This window comes from Candidatus Poriferisodalis sp., from assembly GCF_965205175.1.
Lineage (GTDB): Bacteria > Actinomycetota > Acidimicrobiia > Acidimicrobiales > Poriferisodalaceae > Poriferisodalis.
Map to the genome: position 1 here is coordinate 1,749,564 of NZ_OZ242038.1, position 26,383 is coordinate 1,775,946.

General features: G+C 66.0%; 23 protein-coding genes and 1 tRNA gene. 15 read left to right on the forward strand and 9 right to left on the reverse strand.

Annotation, left to right across the window (positions count from 1 at the left end; all coding sequences use genetic code 11):
• The gene (coaE, locus tag ACOGI4_RS07690) at positions 1-645 is read left to right on the forward strand and encodes a dephospho-CoA kinase (protein WP_419841094.1); all 645 of its coding nucleotides are present in this window, start codon (positions 1-3) and stop codon (positions 643-645) included.
• Positions 646-661: 16 nt separating this feature from the next.
• Here coaE and ACOGI4_RS07695 read toward each other — a convergent pair whose 3' ends face one another.
• A complete protein-coding gene (locus ACOGI4_RS07695) occupies positions 662-1,183 on the reverse strand; it encodes a hypothetical protein (RefSeq protein WP_419841095.1) in 522 nt (173 codons plus the stop codon).
• A gap of 223 nt (positions 1,184-1,406) precedes the next feature.
• Here ACOGI4_RS07695 and uvrB point away from each other — a divergent pair, with 223 nt between their 5' ends.
• The 3 genes from uvrB (at position 1,407) to ACOGI4_RS07710 (ending at position 6,592) form a co-directional block, all read left to right on the forward strand.
• A complete protein-coding gene (gene uvrB / locus ACOGI4_RS07700; protein ID WP_419841096.1) occupies positions 1,407-3,524 on the forward strand; it encodes an excinuclease ABC subunit UvrB in 2,118 nt (705 codons plus the stop codon).
• Between the two features lie 9 nt (positions 3,525-3,533).
• On the forward strand, positions 3,534-5,606 hold the full coding sequence (locus ACOGI4_RS07705) for a RecQ family ATP-dependent DNA helicase (protein WP_419841097.1): 2,073 nt from the start codon (positions 3,534-3,536) through the stop codon (positions 5,604-5,606).
• Between the two features lie 62 nt (positions 5,607-5,668).
• Complete coding sequence (locus ACOGI4_RS07710) at positions 5,669-6,592, forward strand: DNA-processing protein DprA (RefSeq protein ID WP_419841098.1); 924 nt, start codon at positions 5,669-5,671, stop codon at positions 6,590-6,592.
• A gap of 57 nt (positions 6,593-6,649) precedes the next feature.
• Here the strand turns inward: ACOGI4_RS07710 and ACOGI4_RS07715 are convergent, their stop codons facing one another.
• Entirely contained in the window at positions 6,650-7,744 is a 1,095-nt protein-coding gene (locus ACOGI4_RS07715; protein WP_419841099.1) for an S-(hydroxymethyl)mycothiol dehydrogenase, read from the reverse strand.
• A 291-nt stretch (positions 7,745-8,035) separates the two neighbouring features.
• Between ACOGI4_RS07715 and uvrA the strand changes: the two genes are divergently transcribed.
• Entirely contained in the window at positions 8,036-10,918 is a 2,883-nt protein-coding gene (gene uvrA / locus ACOGI4_RS07720) for an excinuclease ABC subunit UvrA (RefSeq protein ID WP_419841100.1), read from the forward strand.
• Between the two features lie 28 nt (positions 10,919-10,946).
• Here uvrA and ACOGI4_RS07725 read toward each other — a convergent pair whose 3' ends face one another.
• Genes ACOGI4_RS07725 through ACOGI4_RS07745 form a run of 5 tightly spaced genes read right to left on the reverse strand, consistent with a single transcriptional unit; the run spans position 10,947 to position 16,490 of the window.
• Entirely contained in the window at positions 10,947-13,196 is a 2,250-nt protein-coding gene (locus ACOGI4_RS07725) for a sensor histidine kinase (RefSeq protein WP_419841101.1), read from the reverse strand.
• Complete coding sequence (locus tag ACOGI4_RS07730) at positions 13,193-14,497, reverse strand: ABC transporter substrate-binding protein (protein WP_419841102.1); 1,305 nt, start codon at positions 14,495-14,497, stop codon at positions 13,193-13,195. Before ACOGI4_RS07730 ends, ACOGI4_RS07725 begins: the two co-directional genes overlap by 4 nt.
• Before the next feature lie 10 nt (positions 14,498-14,507).
• Positions 14,508-14,936 carry an ATP-binding protein gene (locus tag ACOGI4_RS07735; protein WP_419841103.1) on the reverse strand — a complete coding sequence of 143 codons (429 nt, stop codon included), beginning with the start codon at positions 14,934-14,936 and terminating at the stop codon, positions 14,508-14,510.
• 34 nt (positions 14,937-14,970) lie between these two features.
• The gene (locus tag ACOGI4_RS07740; RefSeq protein WP_419841104.1) at positions 14,971-16,146 is read right to left on the reverse strand and encodes a PP2C family protein-serine/threonine phosphatase; all 1,176 of its coding nucleotides are present in this window, start codon (positions 16,144-16,146) and stop codon (positions 14,971-14,973) included.
• A 5-nt stretch (positions 16,147-16,151) separates the two neighbouring features.
• Positions 16,152-16,490: an STAS domain-containing protein gene (locus ACOGI4_RS07745; RefSeq protein WP_419841105.1), complete on the reverse strand. Its 339-nt coding sequence runs from the start codon at positions 16,488-16,490 to the stop codon at positions 16,152-16,154.
• Positions 16,491-16,650: 160 nt separating this feature from the next.
• Between ACOGI4_RS07745 and uvrC the strand changes: the two genes are divergently transcribed.
• From uvrC to ACOGI4_RS07795, 10 genes are all read left to right on the forward strand, one after another.
• Positions 16,651-18,507, forward strand: coding sequence for an excinuclease ABC subunit UvrC (uvrC, locus tag ACOGI4_RS07750; protein WP_419841106.1), 1,857 nt, complete (start codon positions 16,651-16,653; stop codon positions 18,505-18,507).
• Between the two features lie 28 nt (positions 18,508-18,535).
• Positions 18,536-19,495, forward strand: a complete 960-nt coding sequence (gene rapZ, locus ACOGI4_RS07755) for an RNase adapter RapZ (protein ID WP_419841107.1) — start codon at positions 18,536-18,538, stop codon at positions 19,493-19,495.
• Positions 19,496-19,626: 131 nt separating this feature from the next.
• Positions 19,627-20,631, forward strand: coding sequence for a type I glyceraldehyde-3-phosphate dehydrogenase (gap, locus tag ACOGI4_RS07760; protein WP_419841108.1), 1,005 nt, complete (start codon positions 19,627-19,629; stop codon positions 20,629-20,631).
• Positions 20,628-21,836 (forward strand): phosphoglycerate kinase, encoded by a 1,209-nt coding sequence (locus ACOGI4_RS07765; RefSeq protein ID WP_419841109.1) that lies wholly within the window; start codon positions 20,628-20,630, stop codon positions 21,834-21,836. Before gap ends, ACOGI4_RS07765 begins: the two co-directional genes overlap by 4 nt.
• Positions 21,837-21,897: 61 nt before the next feature.
• Entirely contained in the window at positions 21,898-22,677 is a 780-nt protein-coding gene (gene tpiA, locus ACOGI4_RS07770; protein ID WP_419841110.1) for a triose-phosphate isomerase, read from the forward strand.
• Between the two features lie 53 nt (positions 22,678-22,730).
• Complete coding sequence (gene secG / locus ACOGI4_RS07775) at positions 22,731-22,958, forward strand: preprotein translocase subunit SecG (RefSeq protein WP_419843109.1); 228 nt, start codon at positions 22,731-22,733, stop codon at positions 22,956-22,958.
• A 10-nt stretch (positions 22,959-22,968) separates the two neighbouring features.
• Positions 22,969-23,808: a TIGR03560 family F420-dependent LLM class oxidoreductase gene (locus tag ACOGI4_RS07780; RefSeq protein WP_419841111.1), complete on the forward strand. Its 840-nt coding sequence runs from the start codon at positions 22,969-22,971 to the stop codon at positions 23,806-23,808.
• A 95-nt stretch (positions 23,809-23,903) separates the two neighbouring features.
• Positions 23,904-23,988, forward strand: a tRNA-Leu gene (locus ACOGI4_RS07785).
• A 49-nt stretch (positions 23,989-24,037) separates the two neighbouring features.
• Positions 24,038-24,274, forward strand: coding sequence for a hypothetical protein (locus ACOGI4_RS07790; protein WP_419841112.1), 237 nt, complete (start codon positions 24,038-24,040; stop codon positions 24,272-24,274).
• Positions 24,275-24,446: 172 nt separating this feature from the next.
• Complete coding sequence (locus ACOGI4_RS07795) at positions 24,447-24,869, forward strand: DUF1330 domain-containing protein (RefSeq protein WP_419841113.1); 423 nt, start codon at positions 24,447-24,449, stop codon at positions 24,867-24,869.
• Between the two features lie 189 nt (positions 24,870-25,058).
• Here the strand turns inward: ACOGI4_RS07795 and ACOGI4_RS07800 are convergent, their stop codons facing one another.
• Complete coding sequence (locus tag ACOGI4_RS07800; RefSeq protein WP_419843110.1) at positions 25,059-25,652, reverse strand: DUF6119 family protein; 594 nt, start codon at positions 25,650-25,652, stop codon at positions 25,059-25,061.
• Between the two features lie 499 nt (positions 25,653-26,151).
• The gene (locus ACOGI4_RS07805) at positions 26,152-26,376 is read right to left on the reverse strand and encodes a hypothetical protein (protein ID WP_419841114.1); all 225 of its coding nucleotides are present in this window, start codon (positions 26,374-26,376) and stop codon (positions 26,152-26,154) included.
• Between the last annotated feature and the right edge of the window lie 7 nt (positions 26,377-26,383).

Consider the following 26,383-nt stretch of genomic DNA (forward strand, 5'->3'; position numbering starts at 1 on the left):
ATGATCGCCATCGGCCTCACCGGCGGCATCGGCAGCGGCAAGAGCACGGTGGCCGAGGGCTTCGTCCGTCGGGGTGCAGTGCTCGTCGACGCCGATGCCATCGTGCGCCGACAGCAGGCGCCGTCGAGTCCCGTCTTCGTGCAGATGGTGCAGCGATTCGGCGACGGCATCGTGGCGCCGGACGGCACGTTGGACCGAAGCGCGGTGGCCTCGATCGTCTTTGCGGACCCCGACGCACTCGCCGATCTGAACGCCATCACGCATCCGCCCGTCGGTCGGGAGATACGTCGGCGGATCAGCGAACTGGAAGCGACGGATCGGCTGGTGGTCCTCGACATCCCGCTGCTCGGCGAGCGACTCGCGAGCGGTGAGGCGCCTCGCTATCGCACCAGCGGGATTCTCGTGGTGGACGCCCCGATCGATGTTGCCGTGGAGCGACTCGTCCGTTTTCGGGGCTTCGAGGAGCAAGACGCACGGGCGCGTGTTGCTTCGCAGCTGCCGCGCCAGGAGCGACTCGCACTCGCAGACTGGGTGATCGACAACTCCGGAGGCGTCGATGCGCTCGATGCTGCTGTCGATGCGGCGTACCGCTGGGCGAGCGGGTTGGCCCACGTCGAGCCGGTTGCAGCGCAGGCGGGCCGCTGAGCCGCCACCTGCCGTTTCAGCCGGGAATCGGCAATCCGCAGTTGGGACAGCTGGGCTCGTTGGGAATTCGGGTGTCGAACTGGGACGGCTTGACGAGCGTGAAGCAGCTCGTGCAGAGAATCTCGTCCTCTTGGTTCGACGCGCTGGCTGAACTGGAGACCACGCCGACTTCGTCGTCTTCGTCGTCTTCGTCCTCGTCTTGGGATGCCAGACGCTCCTTGAGGATGTCGTCCAGGTCTGCCTCGAACTCGTCGTCCTCTTCTTCGTCTTCGTCGTCGGTCGGGCGCACGCCGGCCGGCACCTCTCGAACCTGCGCGTCGTCGTCGGGCGATGCCGCTGGGTCGTCTGGGTCGTCGTCTTCGTCGTCGAGGCCGACGGTCTCCAAGTGCTCGTCGTCGAGGTCCGCGTCGTCGAGATCGTCGTCTTCGAGGTCTTCGGGTTTCGGCTCGATGTCGTCGTCCAGCAGGTCGGCGTCAAGCATGTCGTCATCGAGCGCGTCGTCCTGGGTCTCCGGCGTGTCTGGTTCGTCGCGGCTCATGGGCTGCCTGCTCTGGTCAAGGGCTCAGGTATGGTCAGGCCGGGTCTGGTCAGGGGCTCGGGTCTGGTCAGGTCGGCGGTCAGCGCGGCAGGATAACCACGCTCGCCGCGCTCGGGGAAGCGCATTTCGGCGGGTCGCTTGGAGGTCTGCCGTCGAAGCGTCGTGCGGCGGGCGATGACGCGCTCTGCGAACCGGAGCTCATCCCCGCTCTAGCCTCGCGCTCATGGCAACGGTTTCGACGATGCCGCCACAGCCCGATGCACTGTACCGACATAGCTCGCGGCCGCTGTGTGAGGGGCTGCCGACGCCGACTGCCGCTCACCCGTTTCGGGTCACCGCGGGTTTCGAGCCGGCCGGCGACCAGCCCCGCGCCGTGGTCCAGCTGGCGGACGGGGTCGTGCGGGGCGACCGATTTCAGACGCTGCTGGGCATCACGGGATCAGGCAAGAGCGCCACCATGGCGTGGACTATCGAGCGTGTACAGCGACCGACGCTGGTGCTCGCGCCCAACAAGTCTCTCGCGGCACAGCTCGCCAACGAGTTCCGCGAGTTCTTTCCCGACAATCGCGTGGAGTACTTCGTCTCCTACTACGACTACTACCAGCCCGAGGCGTACATGCCGGCCTCGGACACCTACATCGAGAAGGACTCCAGCGTCAACGACGAGATCGACCGGTTGCGGCACTCGGCCACTGCTGCGCTGTTGACGCGGCGCGACGTGATCGTGGTGGCTTCCGTGTCGGCGATCTACGGCCTCGGCGCGCCCGAGGAGTACCTGCGCCAGATGCTGTACCTGCGGGTGGGGGACACGGTGAATCAGCGCGCGGTGCTGCGCCGGCTGGTGGACATGCAGTACGAGCGCAATGACATGAACCTGGTCCGGGGTCGATTCCGGGTGCGCGGCGACACGCTCGAAGTTCACCCCGCCTACGAGGAGTTCTTGGTCCGAGTGGAGCTGTTCGGCGACGAGATCGATCGCATCTGCCGCATAGATCCGTTGACCGGTGAGCGGCTGGGCGACCTGGAGGAGGTCACCGTCTTCCCCGCCTCGCACTACGTGACCGGCGAGGACAAGCTGCGGGTGGCGATCGCCAAGATCGAGGCCGAGCTCACCGAGCGCTTGCAGCACTTCGAGCGGGAGAAGAAGCTGCTCGAAGCGCAGCGCCTGCGGATGCGCACCGAGTACGACCTCGAGATGCTGGCCGAGCTGGGCTACTGCAACGGCGTCGAGAACTACTCAATGCACCTCGACGGTCGGGTCTACGACGAGCCGCCGTACACCCTGCTGGACTTCTTCCCAGACGACTACCTGCTGGTCATCGACGAGAGTCACGTCGCGGTGCCGCAGCTGCACGGCCAGTTCGCCGGCGACCGACGGCGCAAGGACACGCTGGTGGAGCACGGATTCCGGCTGCCTTCGGCGCGGGACAACCGGCCGTTGCGCTTCGACGAGGTGATGGACCGGCTGAACCAGGTGGTCTTCTTGTCTGCCACGCCGGGCGACTACGAGCTGCGCATGAGTTCGCAGGTCGTGGAGCAGATCGTGCGGCCCACCGGGCTGGTGGACCCGGAGATCGTGGTGCGGCCGACCACTGGCCAGATCGACAATCTGATGGGCGAGATTGAGCGAGTCACGGCTGCGGGCCAGCGAGTGCTGGTCACCACGCTCACCAAGAAGATGGCCGAGGACCTCACCGACTACCTGTTGGAACTGGGCGTGCGTGTTCGGTACCTCCACAGCGATATCGACACCATCGAGCGGATCGAGATTCTCCGGGACTTGCGGCTGGGCCACTTCGACGTGCTGGTGGGCATCAACCTGCTGCGAGAGGGCCTCGACCTGCCCGAAGTCAGCCTCGTGGCGATACTGGATGCCGACAAGGAGGGGTTCCTGCGCAGCGAGACGTCGCTCATTCAGACCATCGGCCGAGCCGCGCGCAATGTGGACGGCCAGGTCGTGATGTATGCGGACGAGTTCACGCCTTCGATGCGTCGCGCCGTGTCGGAGACCAACCGCCGGCGCGGACTGCAGCAGGCCTACAACGCCGAGCACGGCATCGACCCGCAGACGATCCGCAAGGCCGTTACCGACATCCTCGAAGTGCTGCGAGGCCCTGCCGAGACAGCGCCTGTGCCGGACAAGCTGGTGTCGGGCCGAGCGAGCGCGGAACGTGTGCGGGCCGCCTACGGCGACCTGCCAGCCGACGACCTCACACGTCTCATCGCTTCGCTAGAGGAGGAGATGGCCGAAGCCGCGGCCGAACTGAAGTTCGAGTACGCAGCCCGCCTGCGCGACGAACTCCGAGAACTCCGCCGCGACCTCCGCGACGCCAACACCTAGTCTCGGGGTATGTCCCTTTCAACGGCTGCCGAGGCCGTAGCCCTGCTCCGCCGCCTCACCGGTGACGCAGGCAGCAATTTTCGTGACGATGATCAGCTTGGGTCGATTCTCGGTCTCGTTGAAGATCGCAGAAGAATGCTCCTCGTGCAGCGTACGGGCTGGGGCAAGAGCGCTGTCTACTTCATTGCAACCAAATTGCTGCGAGATCGAGGCGCTGGGCCCACGCTGCTGGTGTCGCCGCTCTTGGCGCTCATGCGCAACCAGATCGAGGCAGCGCAGCGCATGGGTGTTCACGCCGTGTCGATCAACAGCGCGAACACTGCCGAGTGGCAAGAGATTAAGTCGCAACTCGATGCGAACAAAGTCGATCTCCTCTTGATCTCGCCGGAACGTCTCGCCAACGCGAAGTTTCGTTCCGACGTCTTGCCACAAGTTGGCCGTCGAAGCGGATTGCTGGTCATCGACGAGGCGCACTGCATCTCGGACTGGGGTCATGACTTCCGACCGGACTACCAGCGAATCGTTCGGGTACTCGATCTGCTTCCCGTGGGAGTTCCGGTGCTCTGCTGCACAGCCACGGCAAACAATAGAGTGGTTGACGATATTTCGTCCCAACTTGGTTCCAGCCTCGTACCGATGAGAGGCCCGCTAGCACGCGACGGCCTCAGTCTCGCTGCAATCGATATGCCTCAGCAAGCGACTCGGCTAGCATGGCTGGCTGAACAGGTGCCGAAACTGCCGGGTACAGGCATCGTCTACTGTTTGACGGTGGCAGACACGGAACGGGTCGCTGATTGGCTTCAGAGCAATGGCATCTCCGCTGTCGCGTATTACGGTGATGTTCATTCTGACCAAAAGGTCAAGATTGAACAAGATCTGCTGTACAACCGGCTCAAGGTGGTGGTGGCGACAACGGCGCTGGGAATGGGATTTGACAAACCCGACCTTGCGTTCGTCATCCACTACCAGTCGCCGAGTTCGCCAATTGCCTACTACCAGCAGGTCGGCCGCGCAGGCAGGGCACTCAAGGAGTCCTTTGGGATCCTGTTGGCTGGGGCGGAGGATGCCAGCATCCAAGATTACTTCATCCGTACAGCGTTCCCCGACGGAGACACTGCTGCACAGGTCGTGAGCTTGTTGCAAAAGCACGCGAGACCCATAACCATGAAGCAGATTATGGATGCCATCGACATACGGCCGACACAGCTCGAGAAGCTATTGAAGACTCTGGAGGTGGAAGGGGCCGTGGAGGGTGATGGCGCAGGGTGGCAGCGCACACTCAAACCGTGGACCTACGATCACAACCGGACTGAGCAGGTTACCGCCCTGAGACGTACTGAACAGCATCAGATGCGCCAGTACATTCGGACAAGTGACTGCCGGATGCAGCTCTTGCGAGAGTTCTTGGACGATCCTACTGCTAGGCCGTGTGGCATCTGTGATAACACCGCCGATCTTGATTGGCTGAGTGTCGTGCCCTCGCGTACAGATGAGGAAAGGGCAGTCCAGTTCTTGCGCTCTGGCGCAGCGGCGCAAGCGATTGAACCTCGAAAGCAGTTGCCTGATGGAAAGAAGATCGCAGCCGACCGCCGGCTCGAAGTCGGAAGAGTGCTTGCGATTTGGGGAGATGGGGGGTGGGGCAATCTGGTCCGTGCGGGCAAGCAGGACCACGGACGCTTCGACGATGAACTGGTTGCCGCTGCAGCTGATTTGATCCGTAATCGCTGGTATCCCGATCCACCCCTTGAATGGGTGACGTTCGTGCCGTCGCTGAGAGACCCCTTGCTCGTGGAAGATCTTGCCCAGCGTTTGGCCGCCGTGCTTGATCTGCGTTGCGTAAGGGTCGTGATGAAGGTGCGTGACACTGAGCCGCAGAAAACCATGCAGAACAGCCACCATCAATACGAAAACGTCCGGGGAGTGTTCAATTTGCTGCCCCCGGTACGGCGTGGGCCGGTGCTGCTGGTCGACGATATCGTTGACTCTCGTTGGACCCTGACTGCCATCGGGTACAAGCTGCGAGCGGCTGGTGTCTCGCACATCTATCCGTTTGCGCTGGCTGATTCGGCGGGGAAGTCGTAGCAATGGCCAACGACAATTCTCTTGCAACGATTTCGCTCGTCAGCACGCTTTGCAGTGAGGGCGTGCAGCCGCTCAAGGCCTCGGAGTACTGGAAGCTGCGCGACCAAGTTGAGCATCCGCAGGAGTTGCTCGGGCGGACCGAGACCCAGCTCTCCCAGGAGCACGGGCTTGAATCGGAGCTTGCTATACGAGTTGTGCGCCTGCTTGATCGGGCCACGGCGATGGCCTTCGAACTCGACAAGCTTGCGCAGTCGGGCATCAACACGCTCACGCCGTTCGACGAGGAGTATCCGGAACGCTTGGTCACGCAGCTCGGGCATCGGGCCCCGCCGCTGCTTCATGCCGCTGGCGATCTGAGCCTGCTCCGGCGTCCCGGACTGGGGGCTGTCGGCAGCCGGAATGTGAGCGAAGAGGGTGCTGCAGTAGCGAAAGCGGCAGCCGAGCGCGCAGCTCGACTCGGCTACGTGCTGGTCTCGGGAGGTGCGCGAGGCGTGGACCAGATCGCCATGAGCGCCGCCATCGAAGCAGACGGCTGCGCAGTGGGAATCCTCGCCGACTCGCTCATACGCGGACTCAAGACACCGGATGTGCGCCGGGCGATTCACGATGAGCGAGCCGTCATGTGTACTCCCTACAGGCCCGACGCGCGCTTCAGCGTCGGGAGCGCCATGGGCAGAAACAAGCTCATCTATGCGCTCTCCCTCATGACTCTGGTGGTGGCGAGCGATACCGGCAAAGGGGGAACGTGGTCCGGTGCCGTCGAAGCTCTGAAGCAAAAGTCAGGGCGCGTGGGCGTGTGGCGCGGCGCAGGGGAAGGCCCAGGGAATGCGAAGCTCATCGACCAAGGCGCCGAAGCGATCTCGTCGATGGACGATCTAGAGGCGGCCGTAGTTGCGCCCAACGAGAGTGGCAACGACCCCAAGGCACCTGCATCAGATTCCGGCTCTGCTGGACCCCAGCCGGTGCAAGGAAAGCTGGACCTTTAGACATCACCGAGCGTTGCTCGCGCTCGGTCGGTCGCGATTTCGATAGGTTGAGCGCGCCTACAGCACGACGACGGAGCGCAGGACTTCTCCCCGTTCCATCTTGTCGAATGCAGCCTCGACGTCTGACAACTCGATCGTCTCGCTGACGAACTTGTCCAACGGCAGGCGATCCTGCAAGTGCAGGTCGATCAGCATCGGGAAGTCGCGGCTCGGCAGGCAGTCACCGTACCACGAGCTCTTGAGCGATCCGCCTCGCCCGAACACCTCGATCATCGGCAGTTCGATCTGCATGGTCGGGTTGGGCACACCGACGAGCACTACCGTCCCAGCGAGGTCGCGGGCGTAGAAGGCCTGCTCGTAGGTCGCAGGCAGGCCGACGGCCTCGATCGCCACGTCCACGCCGTGGCCGTCGGTCAGGGCGCGGACGGCCTCGACCACCTCCTCGGTGCTCATGCCCGTCGAGTCGACGGTGTGGGTGGCGCCGAACTCGCGGGCCCATGCGAGCTTGCGGGCGTCGATGTCGATGCCGATGATCGTGTGGGCGCCAGCCAAGTGAGCACCGCAGATGGCGGCGTCGCCCACACCGCCGCAGCCGAACACGGCAACGCTGTCGCCGCGTCCGACACCGCCGGTGTTCAGTGCGGCGCCCAGCCCGGCCATCACGCCGCAGCCGATCAGTCCCGCTACTTGGGGTGCAGTTGCGGGGTCCACCTTGGTGGCCTGGCCTGCTGCCACCAGCGTCTTCTCCGCGAAGGCCCCGATGCCCAGTGCCGCAGACAGCTCGGTGCCGTCCTGGAGCGTCATCTTCTGCGAGGCGTTGTGCGTGGCGAAGCAGTACCACGGGCGCCCGCGTTCGCATGACCGGCAGTTGCCGCACACGGCCCGCCAGTTCAGAATCACGAAGTCGCCGAGCGCGACGTTGGTGACGCCTTCGCCGACCTGCGAGACGAGTCCGGCAGCTTCATGGCCGAGCAGGAACGGGAACTCGTCGTTGATGGCCCCCTCGCGATAGTGCAAGTCCGTGTGGCAGACGCCGCAGGCCTGGACGTCCACGACGACCTCGCCCGGGCCCGGGTCGGGGACCACGACTTCGGTGACGGTGACCGGCTCGCCTGCCGCTGCAGCGACGACTCCTCGTACAGCATGTGGCATGCACGCCACATTAGTTCCGGCCCATGAGTGCCGTGAGCGACGAGGGCGGAGCGTGGGCAGAGGCCTCCGCGCGCAGTTTTGCGCCGCCAAGCACCCACAGCTCCAACACATGCGGCGCAACTGTTTGAGCACGGAGGCCTCTGCCCACGCTCCGCCCGGATATGCATGGTGCATACATGCGTTCGTCACAGCGAGCACCGGCATGGCGGCAGCTAGGCTTCGCCCGAATGGGCGGGTGCGCGACCGGCGATGCAGATTGCGGCATGGGTGACCAGGCGCAGGTGACGATGCATGGGTGATCAGCTGATCGTGCGCGGTGCGCGCGAACACAACCTGCGCGACGTGAACGTCGAGTTACCCCGCAATCGCATAATCGTGTTCACCGGACTGTCCGGCAGCGGCAAGTCGTCGCTGGCGTTCGACACCATCTACGCCGAGGGGCAGCGACGCTACGTCGAGTCGCTCTCGGCCTACGCGCGCCAGTTCCTCGGGCAGATGGACAAGCCCGATGTGGATTTCCTCGAAGGCCTCTCGCCGGCGATCTCCATCGATCAGAAGAGCGCCAGCCGCAATCCGCGTTCCACCGTCGGCACGATCACCGAGGTGTACGACTACCTGCGGCTGCTGTACGCCCGCATCGGCATTCAGCACGACCCGGAGACCGGCGACGTGGTCGAACGGCAGACGGCCCAGCAGATCGTGGACCGGATCATGGAGCTGCCGGCGGAGTCCCGATTCGAGGTGCTGGCACCGGTCGTGCGTGGTCGCAAGGGCGACTACCACACGCAGCTCGGCGACTTCGCCCGGCAGGGCTACGCGCGAGTGCGTGTGGACGGTGAAGTCATCGAACTCGGCAGCACCGATGAGATCGACCGGCTCGACCGCTACGTCAACCACGACATCGAAGTCATCGTCGACCGGCTGGTGATGCGGGGCGCCGTGGAACAGCGCCTGACCGAATCGGTGGAGACCGCGCTGGGCCTCGCAGACGGGCACGTGTGGATCCACTTGGTCCGCCGCGACAGGAACGACCGCGGCACGAACGACGCCCCCGACGACTCGCCCGAGATGCTGACGTTCAGCCAGCATCTGTACTCACCGAGCACCGGACGTTCCTTCGAGGAGCTGGCGCCGCGAAATTTCTCGTTCAATTCTCCCTACGGCGCCTGCCAGACCTGCGACGGGCTCGGGACCCGATTCGAAGTCGATCCCGAGCTGGTCGTGCCGAACACCGAGCTGTCGGTGGCCGGCGGCGCGCTCGCCCCCTGGGCAGGCGCGAGCGGCAGGTGGTTCGCCCGCCTGCTGGAGGCGGTCGGCGAGCAGTACGACATCCCGCTCGACGTGCCGTGGGCCGAACTCGAGCCGGGCCAGCGCACGCTGCTCCTCGACGGCGCCCCGCCAGACGAGCCGATCACTGTGCGCTACCGCAATCGCTACGGCCGATCGCGCAGCTACACCACGCACTACGAGGGCGTCATCGGCTTTCTTCGTCGACGCCACGGCGACACCGAGAGCGACTGGTCGCGCCACCGCATCGAGGGCTACATGCGGGAGGTGCCGTGCGGGACGTGCCACGGCGCACGGCTGAACGAGGTGTCGCTGGCCGTGCGGGTGGCAGGCCGCAACCTCTTCGAGCTCTGCTCAGCCTCGATCGGCGAGGCAGCCAAGATCATCGACGGCTTGGAACTGAGCGAGCGACAGCGCATCATCGCAGCGCCGATCATCAAGGAGATCGACGCACGGCTGAACTTTCTGCTCGACGTCGGCTTGGACTATCTGACGCTGAACCGCTCGGCTGCGACGCTGGCGGGCGGCGAGGCGCAGCGCATCCGGCTGGCGAGCCAGATCGGCAGCGGGCTCGAAGGTGTGTTGTACGTGCTCGACGAGCCGTCCATCGGCCTGCACCAGCGTGACAACCGCCGCCTGATCGACACGCTGCTGCATCTGCGCGATCTCGGCAACACCGTGCTGGTCGTGGAGCACGATCTGGAGACGATCTCGGTAGCGGACTGGGTGGTCGACATCGGGCCGCGCGCAGGCGAGCACGGCGGCCGGATCGTCTACAGCGGCCCGACCGAGGGGCTGGCTGCTGCGCCCGATTCGCTGACCGGCGACTACCTCTCCGGAGTGCGGACCATCCCGATCCCGTCGCAGCGCAGGCCTCGCAGCGACCAGCGCCTCGTGGTGAAAGGCGCACGCGAGCACAACCTGCGCAAGATCGACGTGGAGTTCCCGCTGGGCTGCTTCGTGTGCGTGACGGGCGTTTCGGGCTCGGGCAAGAGCACGCTGGTGAACGAGATCCTGTACAAGGCGCTGATGCAGCGCATCTACTCCTCCAAGCAGGTGCCGGGCCTGCACACGAGAGTCGAGGGCGTCGAGGCGCTCGACAAGGTCATCGACATCGACCAGTCGCCCATCGGACGCACGCCACGATCCAACCCGGCTACCTACACCGGCGTCTTCGACCACGTCCGCAAGCTCTACGCGGCCACCAACGAGGCCAAGGTGCGGGGCTATCTGCCAGGCCGGTTCAGCTTCAACGTCAAGGGCGGCCGCTGCGAAGCCTGCTCAGGCGACGGGACGCTCAAGATCGAGATGCACTTCCTGCCAGACGTGTACGTGCCCTGCGAGGTGTGCGCGGGTACCCGCTACAACCGCGAGACGCTCGACATCCGATTCAAGGGCATGACCATTGCCGACGTGCTGAACATGCCCTGCGAGGACGCGCTCGAGTTCTTCTCGGCACAGCCGCCGATTCGGCGGCACATGCAGACCATCGTCGACGTGGGTCTGGGCTACATCCGTCTGGGACAGCCCGCCACGACGCTGTCCGGCGGCGAGGCGCAGCGGGTCAAGCTGGCCAGTGAGCTGTCGAAGCGGTCCACCGGACACACCATCTACATCCTCGACGAGCCCACCACCGGTCTGCACTTCGAGGACATTCGACGGCTGCTCGGAGTGCTCGACCGACTGGTCGCCGGCGGCAACACCGTGGTGGTGATCGAGCACAATCTCGATGTCATCAAGACCGCCGACTGGATCATCGACATGGGACCCGAGGGAGGCATCGGCGGCGGCGACGTGGTGGCCGCAGGCACGCCGGAGCAGGTCGCGGCGATGGCCGAATCGCACACCGGACGCTACTTGGCGCCGCTGCTCGGCGCAGTCGGCTGAACGAACGCCGGGCTGCGAGTCCGGGGGCCTATCCCGATTCTGGCGAGGACACCAGCGGCAGCTCCACGGTGAACTCGGTGTACTCGCCCACCTCGCTTCGCACCGAGATCTGGCCGCCGTGACCCCGCACGATGTCGTTCGACATCGCCAAGCCGAGGCCGGTGCCCTCGTTGGTGGGCTTGGTGGTGAAGAACGGCTCGAAGACCCGTTGAACCACGTCCGGCGGAATGCCGATGCCGTTGTCACGTACGGTGATCACCGCAGACGTCTCGGTGCGCCGAGTGCCGATCCAGATGGTCGGGAAGTAGGGCGAGTCGTCGCCGTCGGCGACCGAGGCAATCTTCCCCGGCTCGCCGCCGAGTTGGTGCCACCGCTGGTTCGCCGCATAGCCGGCGTTGGCGACCAAGTTGAGAAAGACCCGACCGATGTCTTGCGGGATGACCTCCAGCTCACCCAACTCGGGATCGAAATCCCGCTTGATGGTCACGTTGAAGTCGGGGTCCTGCGCCCGTGCGCTGTGGTAGGAGAGCATCGCGTGCTCTTCGAGCAGGGCGTTGATCTCCACCGGCCGTGACTCGCCGCCGCCGCGGCCCATCATCAGCATGCTCTCCACGATGCGGTTGGCTCGGTCGCCATGGCTGCGGATGCGGGTCAGGTTCTCCTTGAGGTCGCCGGTGATCTCGGCGATGTAGTCGGCGTGATCGTCGGGCGGCACCGGATCCGCAATGGCCTCCAGCAGTTCGGCGAGCAGCTCGTCGGACGACTCGGCGAAGTTCTTCACGAAGTTCAGCGGGTTCCTGATCTCGTGGGCCACGCCGGCCGTCACCTCGCCGAGGGCTGCCAGCTTCTCGTTCGCCACGATCTGATCCTGCGCTCGGTCCAGATCGGCGAGCGTCTGCGACAGCTGCTCGTTGCGTTCGCTGAGCTGCCCGGCGAGCTGTTCGACCAAGTTGAGCCGCTGCACCTCGAGCGCCGCCTTGCGAAAGTGCTCCAAGGCATCCGCCATCTCGGCAACTTCGTCGCGGCCTCTGGTGTCGACCGGAGACTCCAGGTCGCCGTCGGCCAGCGTGCGCATGCGGCCGGAGAGCTGGGCCACGCGGCGCAGGATGCGCCGCCCCACAAACAGCCAGCTGAACAACAGCGCGCCCACGACGCCCACCACGCTGATGGCGATGAGCAGGGCACGGCCGGTGCTGACCGCCTGCGCCGAGGCTGCGGTGGCGGCGTCCACGTTGGACTGCACCGCCTCGACGAGCGATTCGATCTCGCTCACCAATGCAACGCCCAGCTCTTGGTTCTGGGCAAGCAGGTCGCGCTGGTTCTCCTCGATCTGGAGGCGGCGGAACATGACGTCGAAGACGCTGTCGCTGCCGATGCCGAGCGCGATCAGGCGCTGCACCTTCGGCCGCAGCGTGTCGCGAGCGATCTCGTCCAGTGCAGCAACATTGATCTCGATGCGGTCCCTCGCTGATTCGAAGCTCTCCCGCAGCGGCTCGATCAGCGCAGATTCCGATGCGCTGAATGCGCCCGCCAGCAATGCCTCGGCTTGCGACACGTCGCCGCTCAGCGCCGACCAGCGGCGGTAGGCCAGCACCTCGGAGTCGGACCGATGAATGCGCTCGGGCGCCGCAGGGGTCCACAGGTGTCGTCGTCCCTCGACGAGGAAGAAGAGCTGGTCGTCGAGTGCCGGGACGATCTGATGCACCAAGTCCTCGAGCACGGTGCCGGACTCGCTGCGCAGCTCGTCTGCTTGACGGCGCAGGGCGAAGTACTCGGGCATCTCGTCCACGATCGCCGCGATGTTCGCGTCGAGCTGGGAGGCGTCGCTGCGCATCAGTCCGAGTCGCAGGGAGTCGGTGCCCTGATCCCACAACTGCGCGAGCTGCGTCTCGAATTCCCGGCGGGCCAGTGCGATCCCGGTGATGACGTCTGCATAGTCCTGCGATGACGACGACGTCAAGCGGGGCCCGGCCGCCACCATCCGGTTGCTCGCCTCGGCAGCGCCCAGTGCGGCGTTGAGTTCGGGTATGGCGCCTTGGGTGACTTCCTCCTCGGCTTCGCCCACCCTCGCAAACGAGATCCACGCGATGAGGCTCGCCGCCAGCGTCAGCATCAGCGGCACGGTGAGGCCGGCGTACATCTGCGTCGAGATGCGCAAGTGCAGCGCCGGCTTGCGACGCCGGTGTGCTTCGTCGGCGGCTTCGTCCCCGGTGTCGCTCGCTGGCTCGCGGGGAGCGGATGCGGACTCGGTCATGGACTGGGTGATGGACTCGGTCATGGGCGAGGCGCCGTCAGCGTGTCGAGTGGGCGGTAGGCGCTGTCGGCGCCGATCCGGGTGAGGAACACGGCATCGGAGCCTTGGTTGTCGTCGTTCCCGAACTTCAGCGTGAAGCCGTCGAGGTCGATCTCCTCTGCCCCCAACAGTGCGTCCAAGAAGCACTGACGTGACACCGTGGTGCCGCATCGTTCCAAGCCGGCGACGGCGAGCCTGCCCGCGAGGTAGCCCTCCAGCGAGACGAATCCCGGCGCCGGATCTGGACCAACGTGCTCGAAGTCGTCATGGCGTGATGCCAACTCACGCAGGGCGGCTTGGTAGGCCGCGACGATCGGTGCGGAGTCGTCGAACGGGAAGGGCACGACCTGTGTGACCAGCACGCCCTCGCCGACTGCGCCGAGCTGGCTTGCCAGCGCATTCGCGCCCACGAACGACAAGGTGATGAACACCGGGTCGAAGCCGGTGTTGCGTGACCACGAGATCAGCGTGCCCACCGGCTCATAGGCGCCGACCATGATGACGGCTTGCGGGTCGCCCGCCTTCAGGTCCAGCAGCGCTGCCTTGATGGCCGTGGTGTTGCGAGGGTAGAAGCCGATCGCCACCGGTTCCATGTCGCGCCGCTCGAGTGCGGCGAGCGCGCCGAAGTAGCCGGCGCGGCCGAAGGAGTCGTCCTGAAAGAGGACAGCGATGCGCTCGATGCCCAAATCCGTCGTCAGGCGCGCCACCATCTGCTCGGTCTCCTGGGCATAGGAGGCGCGCAGGTTGACGATGTTGGTCCACTCGTCGTTGCGCAGGAACCCGGCGCCGGTGAACGGCGCGACGTAGGGAATGCCGGCCGCCGCAGCGAGCGGGGTGGCCGAACGGGAAGTCGGCGTGCCCACAGCGCCGATCAGCGCGAACACCTCCTCGCTGCCGATCAGCGAGGAGGTGTTCGCGATGGCGGCTTCGGGCTCGTACCGGTCGTCGAGCGATCTCAGCTCCAACAGGCGGCCGTTCACTCCACCTGATCGGTTGACTGCTTCGAAGGCGGCCAGAATCCCGAGGCGCATGCCGATGCCGAGTTCTGCTGCGGGGCCGCTCAACGCGGCGGACTGCCCGAACACGATGCGGTCGGGGTAGACGCCGATCTTGCCGCTTGTTGCCTTGGGCGCCGGTTCGGTGCTGGGCGGTGCAGCGAGCGTCGTGGTCGCAACCGCCGAGCCGGCGCCGGGGTCGCTGCAAGCACCGATGACGGCTGCGGCGGCGAGAGCAAGGGCAAGCGCCGGCGCGGCTGCGCGCCGTCGTGAGAGCAGGCGCAGTCGCATCTGCGTGCTGTCAGGCGCCAGCCCGTGCGACCAGCGTCAGATGGTTCTTGCCGTCGGCGTGCCGGTAGGCGAGGTCTTCGGCCATCGAGCGCACGAGGTGCAGGCCCAAGCCGCCGATTGCTCGCTCCTGCAGCGGTACGTCGGTATCGGGAGGCGGCTTGCCGTTCAGCGGGTCGAAGGCGGCGCCGTCGTCGACGACGGTGATCTGCACCGAGTGCTCCCCGCTCTCCAAGGTGATCTCGATGTCGCTGAGCCCGCTGGTGCGCCCGTGCGTGAGGGTGTTGAGGATCAGCTCCTCGAGAATGAGGTTGGACTTCAGGACCAGATCCGGGGCCCAGTCGTCCAGCTCGGCCATCTCCTCGACGAACGCCACGATGCGCGGCAACGCGTCAGCGGCCGCCGCTCCCGGTACCGGAGTGATGGTCAGCGAACGGCGCATGTGTACTGTTCCGCCGCAGGCGCGGACACCGCCCTCACGGGCTCATGTTCCTGTGCAGCGCCAAGCAGGTGATGTCGTCCGATGCCGGTGCTTCGCCGGCGAATGCCGAGACCGCGTCGAAGATCGCGTGCATGGCTTCCTCGGCGCTGCGCGGCGGGCGGTCCGCGAAGAGCTGCAGGAGACGGTCGGTGCCGAACTCCTCCTGCTCCACGTTCATCGCTTCGCTGACGCCGTCGGTGTAGAGCACGAGGGTCTCGCCGGGCGCGAGTGTCAGGCGCTGCTCCGCCAGATTCGACGCGAACACGGCCTCGGGCGCGATGCCCAAGGCCATGCCGCCGGTGGCCGACATCCGCTCGGCGCTGCCGTCGGCACGCACGATCACCGGCGGGTCGTGCCCGGCACTGGCGTAGACCAGCTCGCCGGTGCGGGGCTCGTAGAGCGCCATCACGACGGTGACGAACATGAGCGTGGGATTGTCCGCCTGCAACACCCGGTTTGCCTCGATCAACGCTTCTCGCGGCGAGCCGGTGCCGATGGCGGCGCCCTTCAGCGCCGTTCTGCTGGACATCATGAACAGCGCTGCCGGGATGCCCTTGTCGGACACGTCGGCCACGGTCGCGAACACCTTGTCGCCCGCCGCAGCCACGTAGTCGTAGAAGTCTCCGCCTACATTGCGCGCCGGGACCATGTTGGCGTCGATGCCGTAGGTCTGGGTCGCCGGAAAGTCGTCGGGCAGGATCGACTGCTGCACGTTGGAGGCGATGTCCAGCTCGTTTTGGAGCGTGACCAGCTTGTCGCGCGACGCCGTGGCTTCCCGCCACTGTCGGAGATGCTCGACCGTGCGCTCGATCGTGATCTGCAGGTCGTCGAAGTCGACCGGCTTGGTGACGAAGTCGAATGCCCCACGGTTCATGGCCGTGCGGATGTTGCCCATGTCACCGTAGGCCGAGATGATCACGGCCCGCAGGTCCTGGTTGAGCGAGCCGAGCTGAGAGAGCAGCGTCAGCCCGTCCATCTGCGGCATGTTGATGTCCGACAGCACCAAGTCGATGGTGTCGTCGGCCCGCAGCTTCTCCAGAGCCTCCAAGCCGTTTGCTGCGAACTGGAAGTCGTATTTCCCGCTGCGGATCTGCCTGCGCATGCGCTGCAGGACCAGCGGTTCCAGATCGGGCTCGTCGTCGACGACGAGGATACGCCAAGGCTGTGGCATCGGCCCTAGTTCGCCAGCTGCGCCTTCGCTTCGTCCAGCGTCCCGTACACCGAGATGATCTGATTGAAGCCGCTGATGCGGAACACTTCGTCGACCGAGGCGGCGAGGGAGCAGACGGCGAAGGGCGTCGATTGGCCGCCGAGGCTCTGCGCGAGCAGCAGCAGCACCCGCAGGCCCGCGCTGCTGATGTAGTCGATGCCGCCCAAGTCGAGGATGACACGCTCATCGTCGTCAGCGATGGCCGCGACGAGCCCCTCATGGAATTCGGCGGAGTTGGATCCGTCCACGCGGCCGGCGGGACTGATCACGTTGGTGCCAGCGTCCCGCTCCTGTGCGAGTTCCATAGTGTGCAGCCTCCTGCGCAGCTCGTCTGACTCGAGACGGGGTGTCCCGCCGGCGCAACCTACTACACGGCCTCGCCATGCGCACTCGCCCGCAGCAACCGGCAGCTGCACCCCACCGTTGCACCCGGACAGTCAAGCGGCATTGCCTTAGCCTGCCCCTGTGAGCCTGCGTCCCACGGCGGGATCAGTGCCGGATGCGCCCGGGAGCTATCAGTTCCTGGACGCGGACGGACGAATCATCTACGTGGGCAAGGCGAAGAGCCTCCGTTCGCGCCTCAACAGCTACTTCGGCGACCCAGCGGGTCTGCACGACCGAACCGCGCAGATGATGGCCGCCGCCGCGTCCGTGGAGTGGATCGAGGTGTCGACCGAGGTCGAGGCGCTCATGCTCGAGTACAGCCTCATCCAGCGGCACCAGCCGCGGTTCAACGTCAGGCTGCGCGACGACAAGTCGTATCCGTTCCTGGCCGTGACGCTGCTGGACGAATGGCCTCGTGCCATGGTGATGCGCGGACGGCGCAAGCGCGGCAACCGCTACTTCGGGCCGTACGGCCACGCCTATGCCATCCGGGAGACGCTCGACTTGCTGCTGCGGACCTTTCCGATCCGCACCTGCAGCGACACCAAGATGAAGACGCATCAGCGGCTCGGCCGGCCGTGCCTGCTGTACCACATCGAGCAGTGCGCAGCGCCGTGCGTGGGCGAGATCGGTCGCGACGACTACGACCGACTCGTGCGCGAGCTGGTGCGGTTCCTCGAAGGCGACACCGACGCTGTCGTGGGAGATCTCGAACAGCGCATGGCCGACGCCTCCGTCGAGCTCGAGTTCGAGCTGGCTGCTCGGCTGCGAGACCGTCTGGCCAGCGTTCGGCGCGCGATCGAGAAGCAGCAGCTTGCCGGGACCCGCGACGAGGACTTCGACGTCATCGGCATCGGCGACGACGAGCTGGAAGCCGCCGTCCAGCTGTTCTTCGTGCGCAAGGGCCGGGTCATGGGCCAGCGCGGCTACGTGATGGACAAGGTGGAGCCGCTCGACGGTCCTCAACTGGTCTCGCGCGTGCTGTCGGGGCTCTACCACGAGGAGAATCCGCTGGGCTGGCCCAAGGCCGTGCTGGTGCCGGAGCTGCCTGGCGATGCAGCGCTCTACGAGCAATGGCTGAGCCGCGGGCGCGGCTCCCGTGTGAGGCTGCGCGTGCCGCAGCGAGGCGACAAGCGAGCGCTGATGGACACGGCAAGCCACAACGCGCGTGAGTCCCTGGCGCGTCATCGGCTGCGTCGCGGCAGCGACCACAACAGCCGGGCGCGTGCGCTGAACGAACTGGCCGACCACTTGGAGCTGCCTGGGCCGCCGCTGCGCATCGAGTGCTACGACATGAGCCACCTGCAGGGAACCGACTACGTCGGTTCCATGGTGGTGCTCGAAGACGGACTGCCTCGGCGCAGCGAGTACCGCCACTTCAAGGTGCGCAGCGTCGAAGGCAACGACGACTACGCAGCCATGAGCGAGGTGCTGCATCGCCGGCTGCGGAACTACTTGGCCGAGCGTGAGCTGCCTGCCTCGCAGCAGGGTCGGTTCGCCCATCCGCCTTCGCTGCTGGTGGTGGACGGCGGCAAAGGGCAGCTGGGCGTGGCGGCGGAAGTTCTCGACGCGCTCGGCCTTCGAGAGCAGATACCGGTGTGTGCCTTGGCCAAGCAGTTCGAGGAGGTCTTCGTGCCGGGTCGTGCGGAGGCGGTGCGCATAGCCCGTCAGTCCGAGGCGCTCTACCTGCTGCAGCGCGTGCGCGACGAGAGTCACCGTTTCGCGGTGTCGTACCACCGAAAGCTGCGCGGCAAGGCCATGAAGCGGGGAGTGCTCGACGGCATCGCAGGGCTCGGCGACAAGCGGCGAGCGCGCCTGGTGAGCGAGCTCGGCGGCGTCGGTGCAGTGAAGTCGGCGTCGCTGGAGGACTTGCAGGCGCTGAGCTGGCTTCCTGACGCCGTGGCGAGGGCTGTGCATGCAGCAACTCATCCCGGCTGAGCCTCCGCGCGGCCATACGCTGCGACCCGTGGCTGGGGGGCCGGAATTCGTCATCGTGGCCGGATCGTCAGGGGCCGGCCGCTCTACTGCGGCCAATGCGCTCGAGGATGTGGGCTGGTTCGTGATCGACAACCTGCCGCCTCATCTCATCGGCGACGTGGCGGACATGGTGGCTCGCCCGGGTGCTCGCCTGCGCCGGGTGGTGCTGGTGGCGGGTACCCGCGAGTACCGGGAGGACCTGGTGACGGCGATTCGCCAGCTGCGCGAGCGCAACGCGTCGGTGCGCGTGGTGTACCTCGATGCACCGACCGCGGTGCTGGTGCGGCGCTACGACGACACCAGACGGCGTCACCCGCTGCACACCGGCGACCAGCCGGTCGCCGTCCGCCACAGCCGGCCGTCGGATGCCGGATCTTCGGATACCGGACCGCCCGATGCTGGGCCGTCGAGCCCAGAGCCGGTGGCGGAGTCGGTCATCGATGCCATCGAGCTGGAGCGCGAGCTGCTCGCCGACGTGCGCGGCATCGCCGATGTCGTCATCGACACGGGCGATCTGAACGTCCATGAGCTGCGTGACCGGGTGCGTGAGGAGATCGGTACGCCGGGCGACGATCCTCACATGCGCGCAGCGGTCACCTCCTTCGGCTACAAGCACGGCGTGCCCCCCGATGCCGACCTCGTCTTCGACTGCCGCTTCCTGCCCAACCCGCACTGGGTGCCAGAGCTGCGGCATCGCACCGGCCTGGATCCCAGCGTGCGCGAATGGGTGCTGGCACAGCCCGCGACCGGCGTCTTCCTCGCGCACCTGGTGCCGATGCTCCAGGAGCTGCTGCCGTGGTATCGCAACGAAGGCAAGTCGTACCTGACGATCGCGTTCGGCTGCACCGGCGGGCGCCACCGCAGCGTGGCCATTGCGGAGCACGTGGCACGTCTGGTCCTCGACGAGGCCCAAGAGCCGGCGTGTCGTCACCGCGATATCGCCCGCTAGTCGTGGTGCGCAGTGACGCCGTTCACCCACAAGCCGCTGTGCGTCCGCTAGACAGCTAGCGACGGAACGGGCAGGGCTTGCAAGCAGTCTGCGGGGCCCGGGCCCGCACAAGGCGAAGAGGACGACACCAGATGAGCGTGCGCGTGGGCGTCAACGGCTTCGGCCGGATCGGGCGCAATTTCTATCGGGCAGCAGACCGCCAGGGCTGCGAGGTCGAGGTCGTGGCGGTCAACGATCTCGGCGACACCGCCACCATGGCCCATCTGCTCAAGTACGACTCGGTGCTCGGCAATCTGCCGCACGACATCGCCACCGTCGAAGGCGGTATCGAGATCGACGGCACCGTGCTGCCGGTGCTCTCCGAGCGCAATCCGGCCGACGTGCGGTGGGCCGACTTCGGCGTGGACGTCGTGGTGGAGTCCACCGGCCGATTCGCCTCGCGTGCAGCCGCAGCAGCGCACCTCGATGCGGGCGCGCCGCTCGTCATCGTGTCGGCACCGGCATCCGGCGCAGACGCCACCATCGTGGTGGGCGTGAACGATGCCGACTTCGACCCCGCAGCGCACACGGTGATCTCGAATGCAAGCTGCACCACGAACTGCTTCGTGCCGATGGTGCAGGTGCTCGACCAGGCATTCGGCGTCCAGCAGGGCCTGATGACCACCATTCACGCCTACACCGGCGACCAGTCGCTGGTGGACGGGCCGCACGCCGATCTGCGCAGGGCGCGTGCTGCGGCAGTGAACATCATTCCGACTTCGACCGGCGCCGCCCGCGCCACCGGCCTGGTGCTGGCCTCGATGGCAGGCAAGCTCGACGGCACGTCGCTGCGGGTGCCGATCCCCGACGGCTCGATCACCGACTTCACGGCGACGCTGGACGCCGCCCCCAGCGTCGAGGAGGTGAACGAGGCCTTTGCTGCTGCAGCGGCCGGCGGCCCGCTGGCCGGCGTCCTGGAGTACTCCGAAGACCCGCTCGTGAGCAGCGACATCGTGGGCAACCCGGCGAGTTGTGTGTTCGATGCCGGCTTGACGATGGCGATGGGCACCATGGTCAAGGTGCTCGGCTGGTACGACAACGAGTGGGGCTACTCGAACCGGCTCGTCGATCTCGTGGAGATCGCCTGCAACCGATGAGCGATGCCGCCAGCAGCCTGCCGCGACTTGAGGACCTCGAGCAGCGGCTCGGCAGTCTCGACGGTCGGCGCATCCTCGTTCGCTGCGACTTCAACGTTCCGCTGCGCGACGGTGCGAACCGCGAGCCCGAGATCGCAGACGACCTGCGCATTCGGGCAGCGCTGCCGACGCTGCGATGGCTGAGCGAGCGGGGTGCGGTCGTCACTGCATGCTCGCACCTCGGGCGTCCCGCCGGCCGGTTCGACCAGCGCTGCTCGCTGGCACCAGTGGCCGAGCGCTTGGCACAGCTCGCCCCCGAATCAGGGCTGGCCGAGAACCTGCGCTTCAGCCCCGGCGAGACCGCCAACGACCCTGCCTTCGTGGATGCGCTGGTCAGCGGGCGCCTGGGCATTCCGCTCCGTGGCGGGTCGCCTGCGTCACCGTCCGCTTCGCCGTCTGATTCGGCGCCCTTCGAGGGATACGTGAACGATGCCTTCGGCGCCAGCCACCGAGCGCACGCCTCGATTGTGGGCCCGCCGCGGCATCTGCCCAGTGCCGCAGGCCGCCTGCTGCACCGAGAGGCCGAGGTGTTCGGGCGATTGCGCAACGAAGCGAAGCGGCCGTTCGTAGCCGTGCTGGGCGGCGCCAAGGTGAGCGACAAGCTCGGCGTGGTCGAGGCGCTGGCGTCTGTGGTCGACACGCTGCTCATCGGCGGAGGCATGTGCTTCACGTTCCTCGCGGCACTCGGACACCCGATCGGCGACTCGCTCTGCGAGACCGACTTCGTCGCAACGTGCCGTCGGCTGCTCGACAGCGGCGCCAACATCGTGCTGCCGGTGGACATCACGGCTGTGGACGCCGGCGGGACGGTGCGTCAGATGGGCCGCAGCTTGCCGGACGGGTGCCGCGGACTGGACATCGGCCCGGGTTCGGCTGCGGAGTTCGACGACGTGATCGCCGGTGCCCGCACAGTTTTCTGGAACGGCCCCATGGGGCTGTTCGAAGACGAGCGCTTCGCGGCCGGGACCCGTGCAGTGGCGCAGTCGATGGCCGACTCGCGGGCGTTCACCGTGGTCGGCGGCGGGGACAGCGCCGCAGCGGTGGCCCAGTTCGGCATCGCCCCGTACATGGACCACATCTCGACCGGGGGAGGGGCGGGTCTCGAGCTCATCGAGCGTGGCGATCTGCCTGGGCTGGCTGCTCTGCGAGAATCGACGCCGCGGTGACCAGCACAATGTTGACCAATCCAGCCTGGAGCGGCTCTCGAACGAGGATGGAGGACACGCGATGAGTCGGGTGCCGTTGATCTCAGGCAACTGGAAGATGCACCTCGATCACCTGGAGGCCATCCAGTTGCTGCAGAAGCTGAGCTACGAGCTGGCCCGCCACCGCTACGACCAGGTCGAGGTCAGCGTTCACCCGCCCTTCGTCGACCTGCGGAGCTGCCAGACCGTCATCGACGCGGATCGCCTGCAGTTCAAGCTAGGAGCGCAGAGCTGCCATGAACGCAGCCACGGCGCCTACACCGGGGAGGTGTCGCCCGCCATGCTCGCCAGGCTCGACGTGCGCTACGTCATCGTCGGCCACAGCGAGCGCCGCGCCCTGTTCGGCGAAACCGACGACATCGTTGCGGCGAAGGCGGCCGCCGTCGCCAAGGCGGGCATGACCCCCATCGTCTGTGTCGGGGAGAACCTCGACGAACGAGAGTCCGGTCGTGCGGTCGACGTCGTCAGCACACAGTTGCGGGGCAGCCTCGCCAAGCTCACCAAGGCCGGCTTCGATGATCTGGTGGTCGCCTATGAGCCGGTGTGGGCGATTGGCACGGGCCGCACCGCTGCGCCCGAGGATGCGCAGGAGATGTGCGCTGCAGTCCGCAACGTGATCGAAGGGCTGCGCCGAGGTGCCGGCGAGCGCGTCCGGATTCAGTACGGCGGCTCGGTAAAGCCCGTCAACGCGGCTGAGCTGCTGGCGCAGCCCGACCTCGACGGCGCGCTCGTCGGCGGGGCGTCGGTGGACGCGGTGCAGTTCGCCCGCATCGTCCGGGCCGCCGCCGACGTCACCGCCTAGAGATTCGCCGCGAGCATGGCTGGCGCTGCGCGCCGGTAGTCTGGGCGTGCGTGATGGTCTGGCTCGTCGGTGCTGTGCATCTGCTGTCTGCGTTCGGTCTGATCGGCTTGGTTTTGCTCCACAGCGGACGTGGCGGCGGTGTGTCCGACATGTTCGGCGGCACGGTGGGCTCCACCGCTGCGGGCTCGACGGTCGCGGAGAAGAACCTGAGTCGTATCACCGTCGTGGTCGCCGTCTCGTTCGGCTTCACGACGCTGATACTCGGCCTGCTGCTCGCATAACGGCGCCGGCATGGGACGTCACGCCATCAAGACGCCGCCGCACCACGGCACCTGGCCGGAGTACTTGGCCATCTGGCAGGCCGCCGATGAGATCGAGGTCTTCGAGTCTGCGTGGAACTGGGACCACTTCTACCCGCTGGCGCCGCCCTACGACGGACCGAACCTTGAGGGCTGGACGATGCTGGCAGCGTTGGCTCAGGCGACCAAGCGGGTGCGCCTCGGCGCCATGGTCAACGGCATGCATCACCGCCACCCGGCAGTGACGGCCAACATGGCAGCGACGCTGGACCACATCTCAGGAGGCCGCTTCGAGCTAGGCATGGGCGCCGGCTGGAACTTCATGGAGAGCGACGCCTACGGCATCGAGCTGGGGCCGCTGCGTGACCGCTCCGACCGGCTCGAAGAAGGCATGGAGGTGATCGTCCGGCTGCTGACCGAGCGCTCGGTTACCCACTCCGGGCGCTTCTACCAGCTCACCGACGCCTGGTGCGAGCCCAAGCCGCTGCAGGAGCGCATCCCCGTCGTCATCGGCGGCCAGGGTCGCCTGCGGACGCTGCACACTGCGGCCAAGTACGCCGATCAATGGGACATGACGTTCCCCGCAGACGTGGCTGCGTGGCGCGAGCTCGACGAGGTGCTGCGGGCGCACTGCGAGCGGGCGGGGCGCGACCAGTCCGCCATTGCCCGCTCGGTCCATCTCGGCTTCGAGACCGACGGCGACCTTCGGGCGGCAGTTGCCGGAGCGCAGGAGTTCTTCGACGCTGGCGTCGACGTCGTCGTGTGGTCCTGGCGCGGCGAGCTGGACCCGGCTCACCTTGAAGCGCTGGCCACCGCTATCGGCAAGGCATGAGCTTCACCTGCGCTGCCGGCTGAGCTGTTTCGAGCAGCGCCGCTATGCTGACGTGCCCCCCATGGGCTGCTCGGCGGCCGGTGGTCAGGGTTCCTGTCGGAGTGGCGGAATAAGGCAGACGCGCTAGATTAAGGATCTAGTGCCCGCAAGGGCGTGGGGGTTCAATTCCCCCCTCCGACACGTTCGCCGGCGGTCGTGCCTCCGGCATCGGTGCATTCGCGAAAGAAACGTGGGGCTCTCAGCAGTCGGCCATGGCCTCGAGAGCCGCGCAGATCTGTTGGCGTCCGTGGACCGCGAGCCGGCCCAGTCTGGTCGCGAGGACGGACTTCGGCACGGCGGCAAGGCTGTCGAATGCGGCGAGACCGTCGTGATCGATCCCTTCGTCGGCGCCGACTCGTTCCGCGACTACCGCCTGCAGCGACGCGGCGAAGCTTGCGGAGCAAACCGCACACCGATGTCCAACTGATCGCCGGAGACCTGGACGTGGGGAAGCGGTAGCGGGTCCTGCCCCGCGGAGCCTTCCACCTCGGCGCCTAGGACTAGCTGCGCGGGACTTGCCGAACATGCATGCCCACATACCTAGGTTACTGATGGTACTTTACTGATGGTACCCGCGCTAACGACAGGATGGTGAACTGATGGAAGTTGTCAACGAGGTCATGCCGACGAGCCAGGCGCGTATCGACGAGATGATGCAGCCAGGCCCCGACGGACCGATCTACATGGTGAATCTTCTGAAATTCAAGGACAAGGCGGAGTACGAAGACGGGCGCGAGACTGATCTGACCGGGTTCGAGGCCTATCAGCGGTACGGGCGGGCAGTTTCGAGGCTCATCGGCGAGTACGGCGGCGAAGTCCAGTTCGCGGCGAGAGTGACCTTCCTGTCGCTCGGACAGGTGGAGGAACTGTGGGACGAGATTGCAATCGCCAAGTATCCGAACCGGGCGGCGCTGCTGGCAATGTCATCGTCGCCTGAGTGGCAAGAAGCCGCAGTGCACCGCACAGCAGGGCTGGCCGGTCAGCTCAACATCGAGACGACCGCACTGTTCGTCCGGGAGTGAGCACGAGGCGATAGTTGACGCGTCGTACTTGTTCATCGCGCACGCCTAGGCTGTAGTAGGGCACCTACGCGCCCGCATCGGCGTGATGTCGAACGGCGAGCTTGTCGAAGGAGGACCTGCGCCGCGCAAGCCCACCGTTATACGCAGCGTCTGCTGGCGGCGGTTCCCGTCATACTCATTTCGCGTCAATCAGATGCGCCTAATCGGCACCACAGTTAACCTGATGCCTGCCTCAGCAAGAGAAACATCAAGGCGGGTCAGCGTCACTTGGCTAAAACTATAGAGTTCGGCAGAGCTCACAAATTTTGATCGAGCCATGCCGAGCGTAACCGAGGGAAATCTATCGCGATACACATGAGCATACCTGCCTGCATCAGGTGTAGATTGACACAATTGCTGGTACAGTCTAACCATACGCCGCCTGAACCCAGTCAGCTTGTATGCAGCGGGAGTGCCGTTGTCGTGAATTCTCTCGCGGGGCCAGTCGACCGCAATTCTCTCCTTTACTGGATTGTTGATGGCGGCCTTTAGCTTGGATGTCAATGCACCAATTGTGTCCGGTGCCGTGACGAGAACAAATTGCCCCAGCGCCTTAAGTTCAGGTTTAGAAGGCTCGCCGAGGATGTTGGCGATTGTATCGAGATCCTTCACTATAGTTTCTGGCTCCTTGCCAAGCGGCACGCTCAATGTGTCAGCGGCATTGATCCGACACGGCTTGACCTTGGTCATGGCCGGGTTGCCGCCGTCGGCGCTCTGAAGAAGGTCGCGGTATGACGCAGCGATGTAAGCACCGGTTCATCCATGACGGATTTGGTTCGCGAGCAGGTGGATGGCTTGGCGGATCGTTGTGGGGACCAAGCTCACGGCGACTTGCGCGATCCGAGCGACTAGACCGACTCGAGCCGGACGCTTGCACCCAGCGTGTGGACGAGGTGTGTGATGTCATGAGGGTCGGAGGTGAAGACTGACGGAGACTCGAATCGGGCGAGCATGCTGGCAGTCAGCGCAACAGATGCATCGATGACATCGGCAGTCGCAGCCTGCCCGCACAGCAAGCCCGCAGCTCGAGCAGCCACGCCGTCGAGTGGGACCTCTTCGCAGTACCGCAGTGCTCGCGAAAGCAACGACTGGCGTGAGCCATCTCGCCAAGCTTGGGCTATGACGCCAGCAGGCACATAGACCGACCTGCCGGCATCGGCTGCGACTCGGAGCACTGCCCACATCTGACGGTCATTGCGATCGAGCGCAATGAGTGCACCTGTATCGAGGACGATCGCAGCAGTCACTCCTCTGTGCGAGCGCGGGCGGCGGCAAGCTCGCCTTCGGAGAGGCGACCGTGCGTGGCTTCCCATTCAGCTAGGACATCACGCAGCCCGCGGCTGGCCAGCCGACGACGAGCGGCATCGGTCATCCATGCGGAGACGTCTTGGGAGTCGGCTTGGGCGGCTTCGCGCACAGCTTCCGCCAGCTCAGCTTCGAGCGACACCGTCACATGTGCGGCAGCCATGACCAGA

Excerpts from the sequence above, each read along its gene's own strand:
- ACOGI4_RS07745 (WP_419841105.1), bottom strand. The coding sequence starts at position 16,490 with ATGGAACTCGCACAGGAGCGGGACGCTGGCACCAACGTGATCAGTCCC.
- coaE (WP_419841094.1), top strand. The coding sequence starts at position 1 with ATGATCGCCATCGGCCTCACCGGCGGCATCGGCAGCGGCAAGAGCACG.
- ACOGI4_RS07805 (WP_419841114.1), bottom strand. The coding sequence starts at position 26,376 with ATGGCTGCCGCACATGTGACGGTGTCGCTCGAAGCTGAGCTGGCGGAA.
- ACOGI4_RS07715 (WP_419841099.1), bottom strand. The coding sequence starts at position 7,744 with ATGCCACATGCTGTACGAGGAGTCGTCGCTGCAGCGGCAGGCGAGCCG.
- ACOGI4_RS07795 (WP_419841113.1), top strand. The coding sequence starts at position 24,447 with ATGGAAGTTGTCAACGAGGTCATGCCGACGAGCCAGGCGCGTATCGAC.
- uvrA (WP_419841100.1), top strand. The coding sequence starts at position 8,036 with ATGGGTGATCAGCTGATCGTGCGCGGTGCGCGCGAACACAACCTGCGC.
- ACOGI4_RS07695 (WP_419841095.1), bottom strand. The coding sequence starts at position 1,183 with ATGAGCCGCGACGAACCAGACACGCCGGAGACCCAGGACGACGCGCTC.
- uvrB (WP_419841096.1), top strand. The coding sequence starts at position 1,407 with ATGGCAACGGTTTCGACGATGCCGCCACAGCCCGATGCACTGTACCGA.
- ACOGI4_RS07725 (WP_419841101.1), bottom strand. The coding sequence starts at position 13,196 with ATGACCGAGTCCATCACCCAGTCCATGACCGAGTCCGCATCCGCTCCC.
- ACOGI4_RS07765 (WP_419841109.1), top strand. The coding sequence starts at position 20,628 with ATGAGCGATGCCGCCAGCAGCCTGCCGCGACTTGAGGACCTCGAGCAG.
- ACOGI4_RS07730 (WP_419841102.1), bottom strand. The coding sequence starts at position 14,497 with ATGCGACTGCGCCTGCTCTCACGACGGCGCGCAGCCGCGCCGGCGCTT.
- secG (WP_419843109.1), top strand. The coding sequence starts at position 22,731 with ATGGTCTGGCTCGTCGGTGCTGTGCATCTGCTGTCTGCGTTCGGTCTG.
- gap (WP_419841108.1), top strand. The coding sequence starts at position 19,627 with ATGAGCGTGCGCGTGGGCGTCAACGGCTTCGGCCGGATCGGGCGCAAT.
- ACOGI4_RS07705 (WP_419841097.1), top strand. The coding sequence starts at position 3,534 with ATGTCCCTTTCAACGGCTGCCGAGGCCGTAGCCCTGCTCCGCCGCCTC.
- ACOGI4_RS07740 (WP_419841104.1), bottom strand. The coding sequence starts at position 16,146 with ATGCCACAGCCTTGGCGTATCCTCGTCGTCGACGACGAGCCCGATCTG.
- tpiA (WP_419841110.1), top strand. The coding sequence starts at position 21,898 with ATGAGTCGGGTGCCGTTGATCTCAGGCAACTGGAAGATGCACCTCGAT.
- ACOGI4_RS07780 (WP_419841111.1), top strand. The coding sequence starts at position 22,969 with ATGGGACGTCACGCCATCAAGACGCCGCCGCACCACGGCACCTGGCCG.
- ACOGI4_RS07735 (WP_419841103.1), bottom strand. The coding sequence starts at position 14,936 with ATGCGCCGTTCGCTGACCATCACTCCGGTACCGGGAGCGGCGGCCGCT.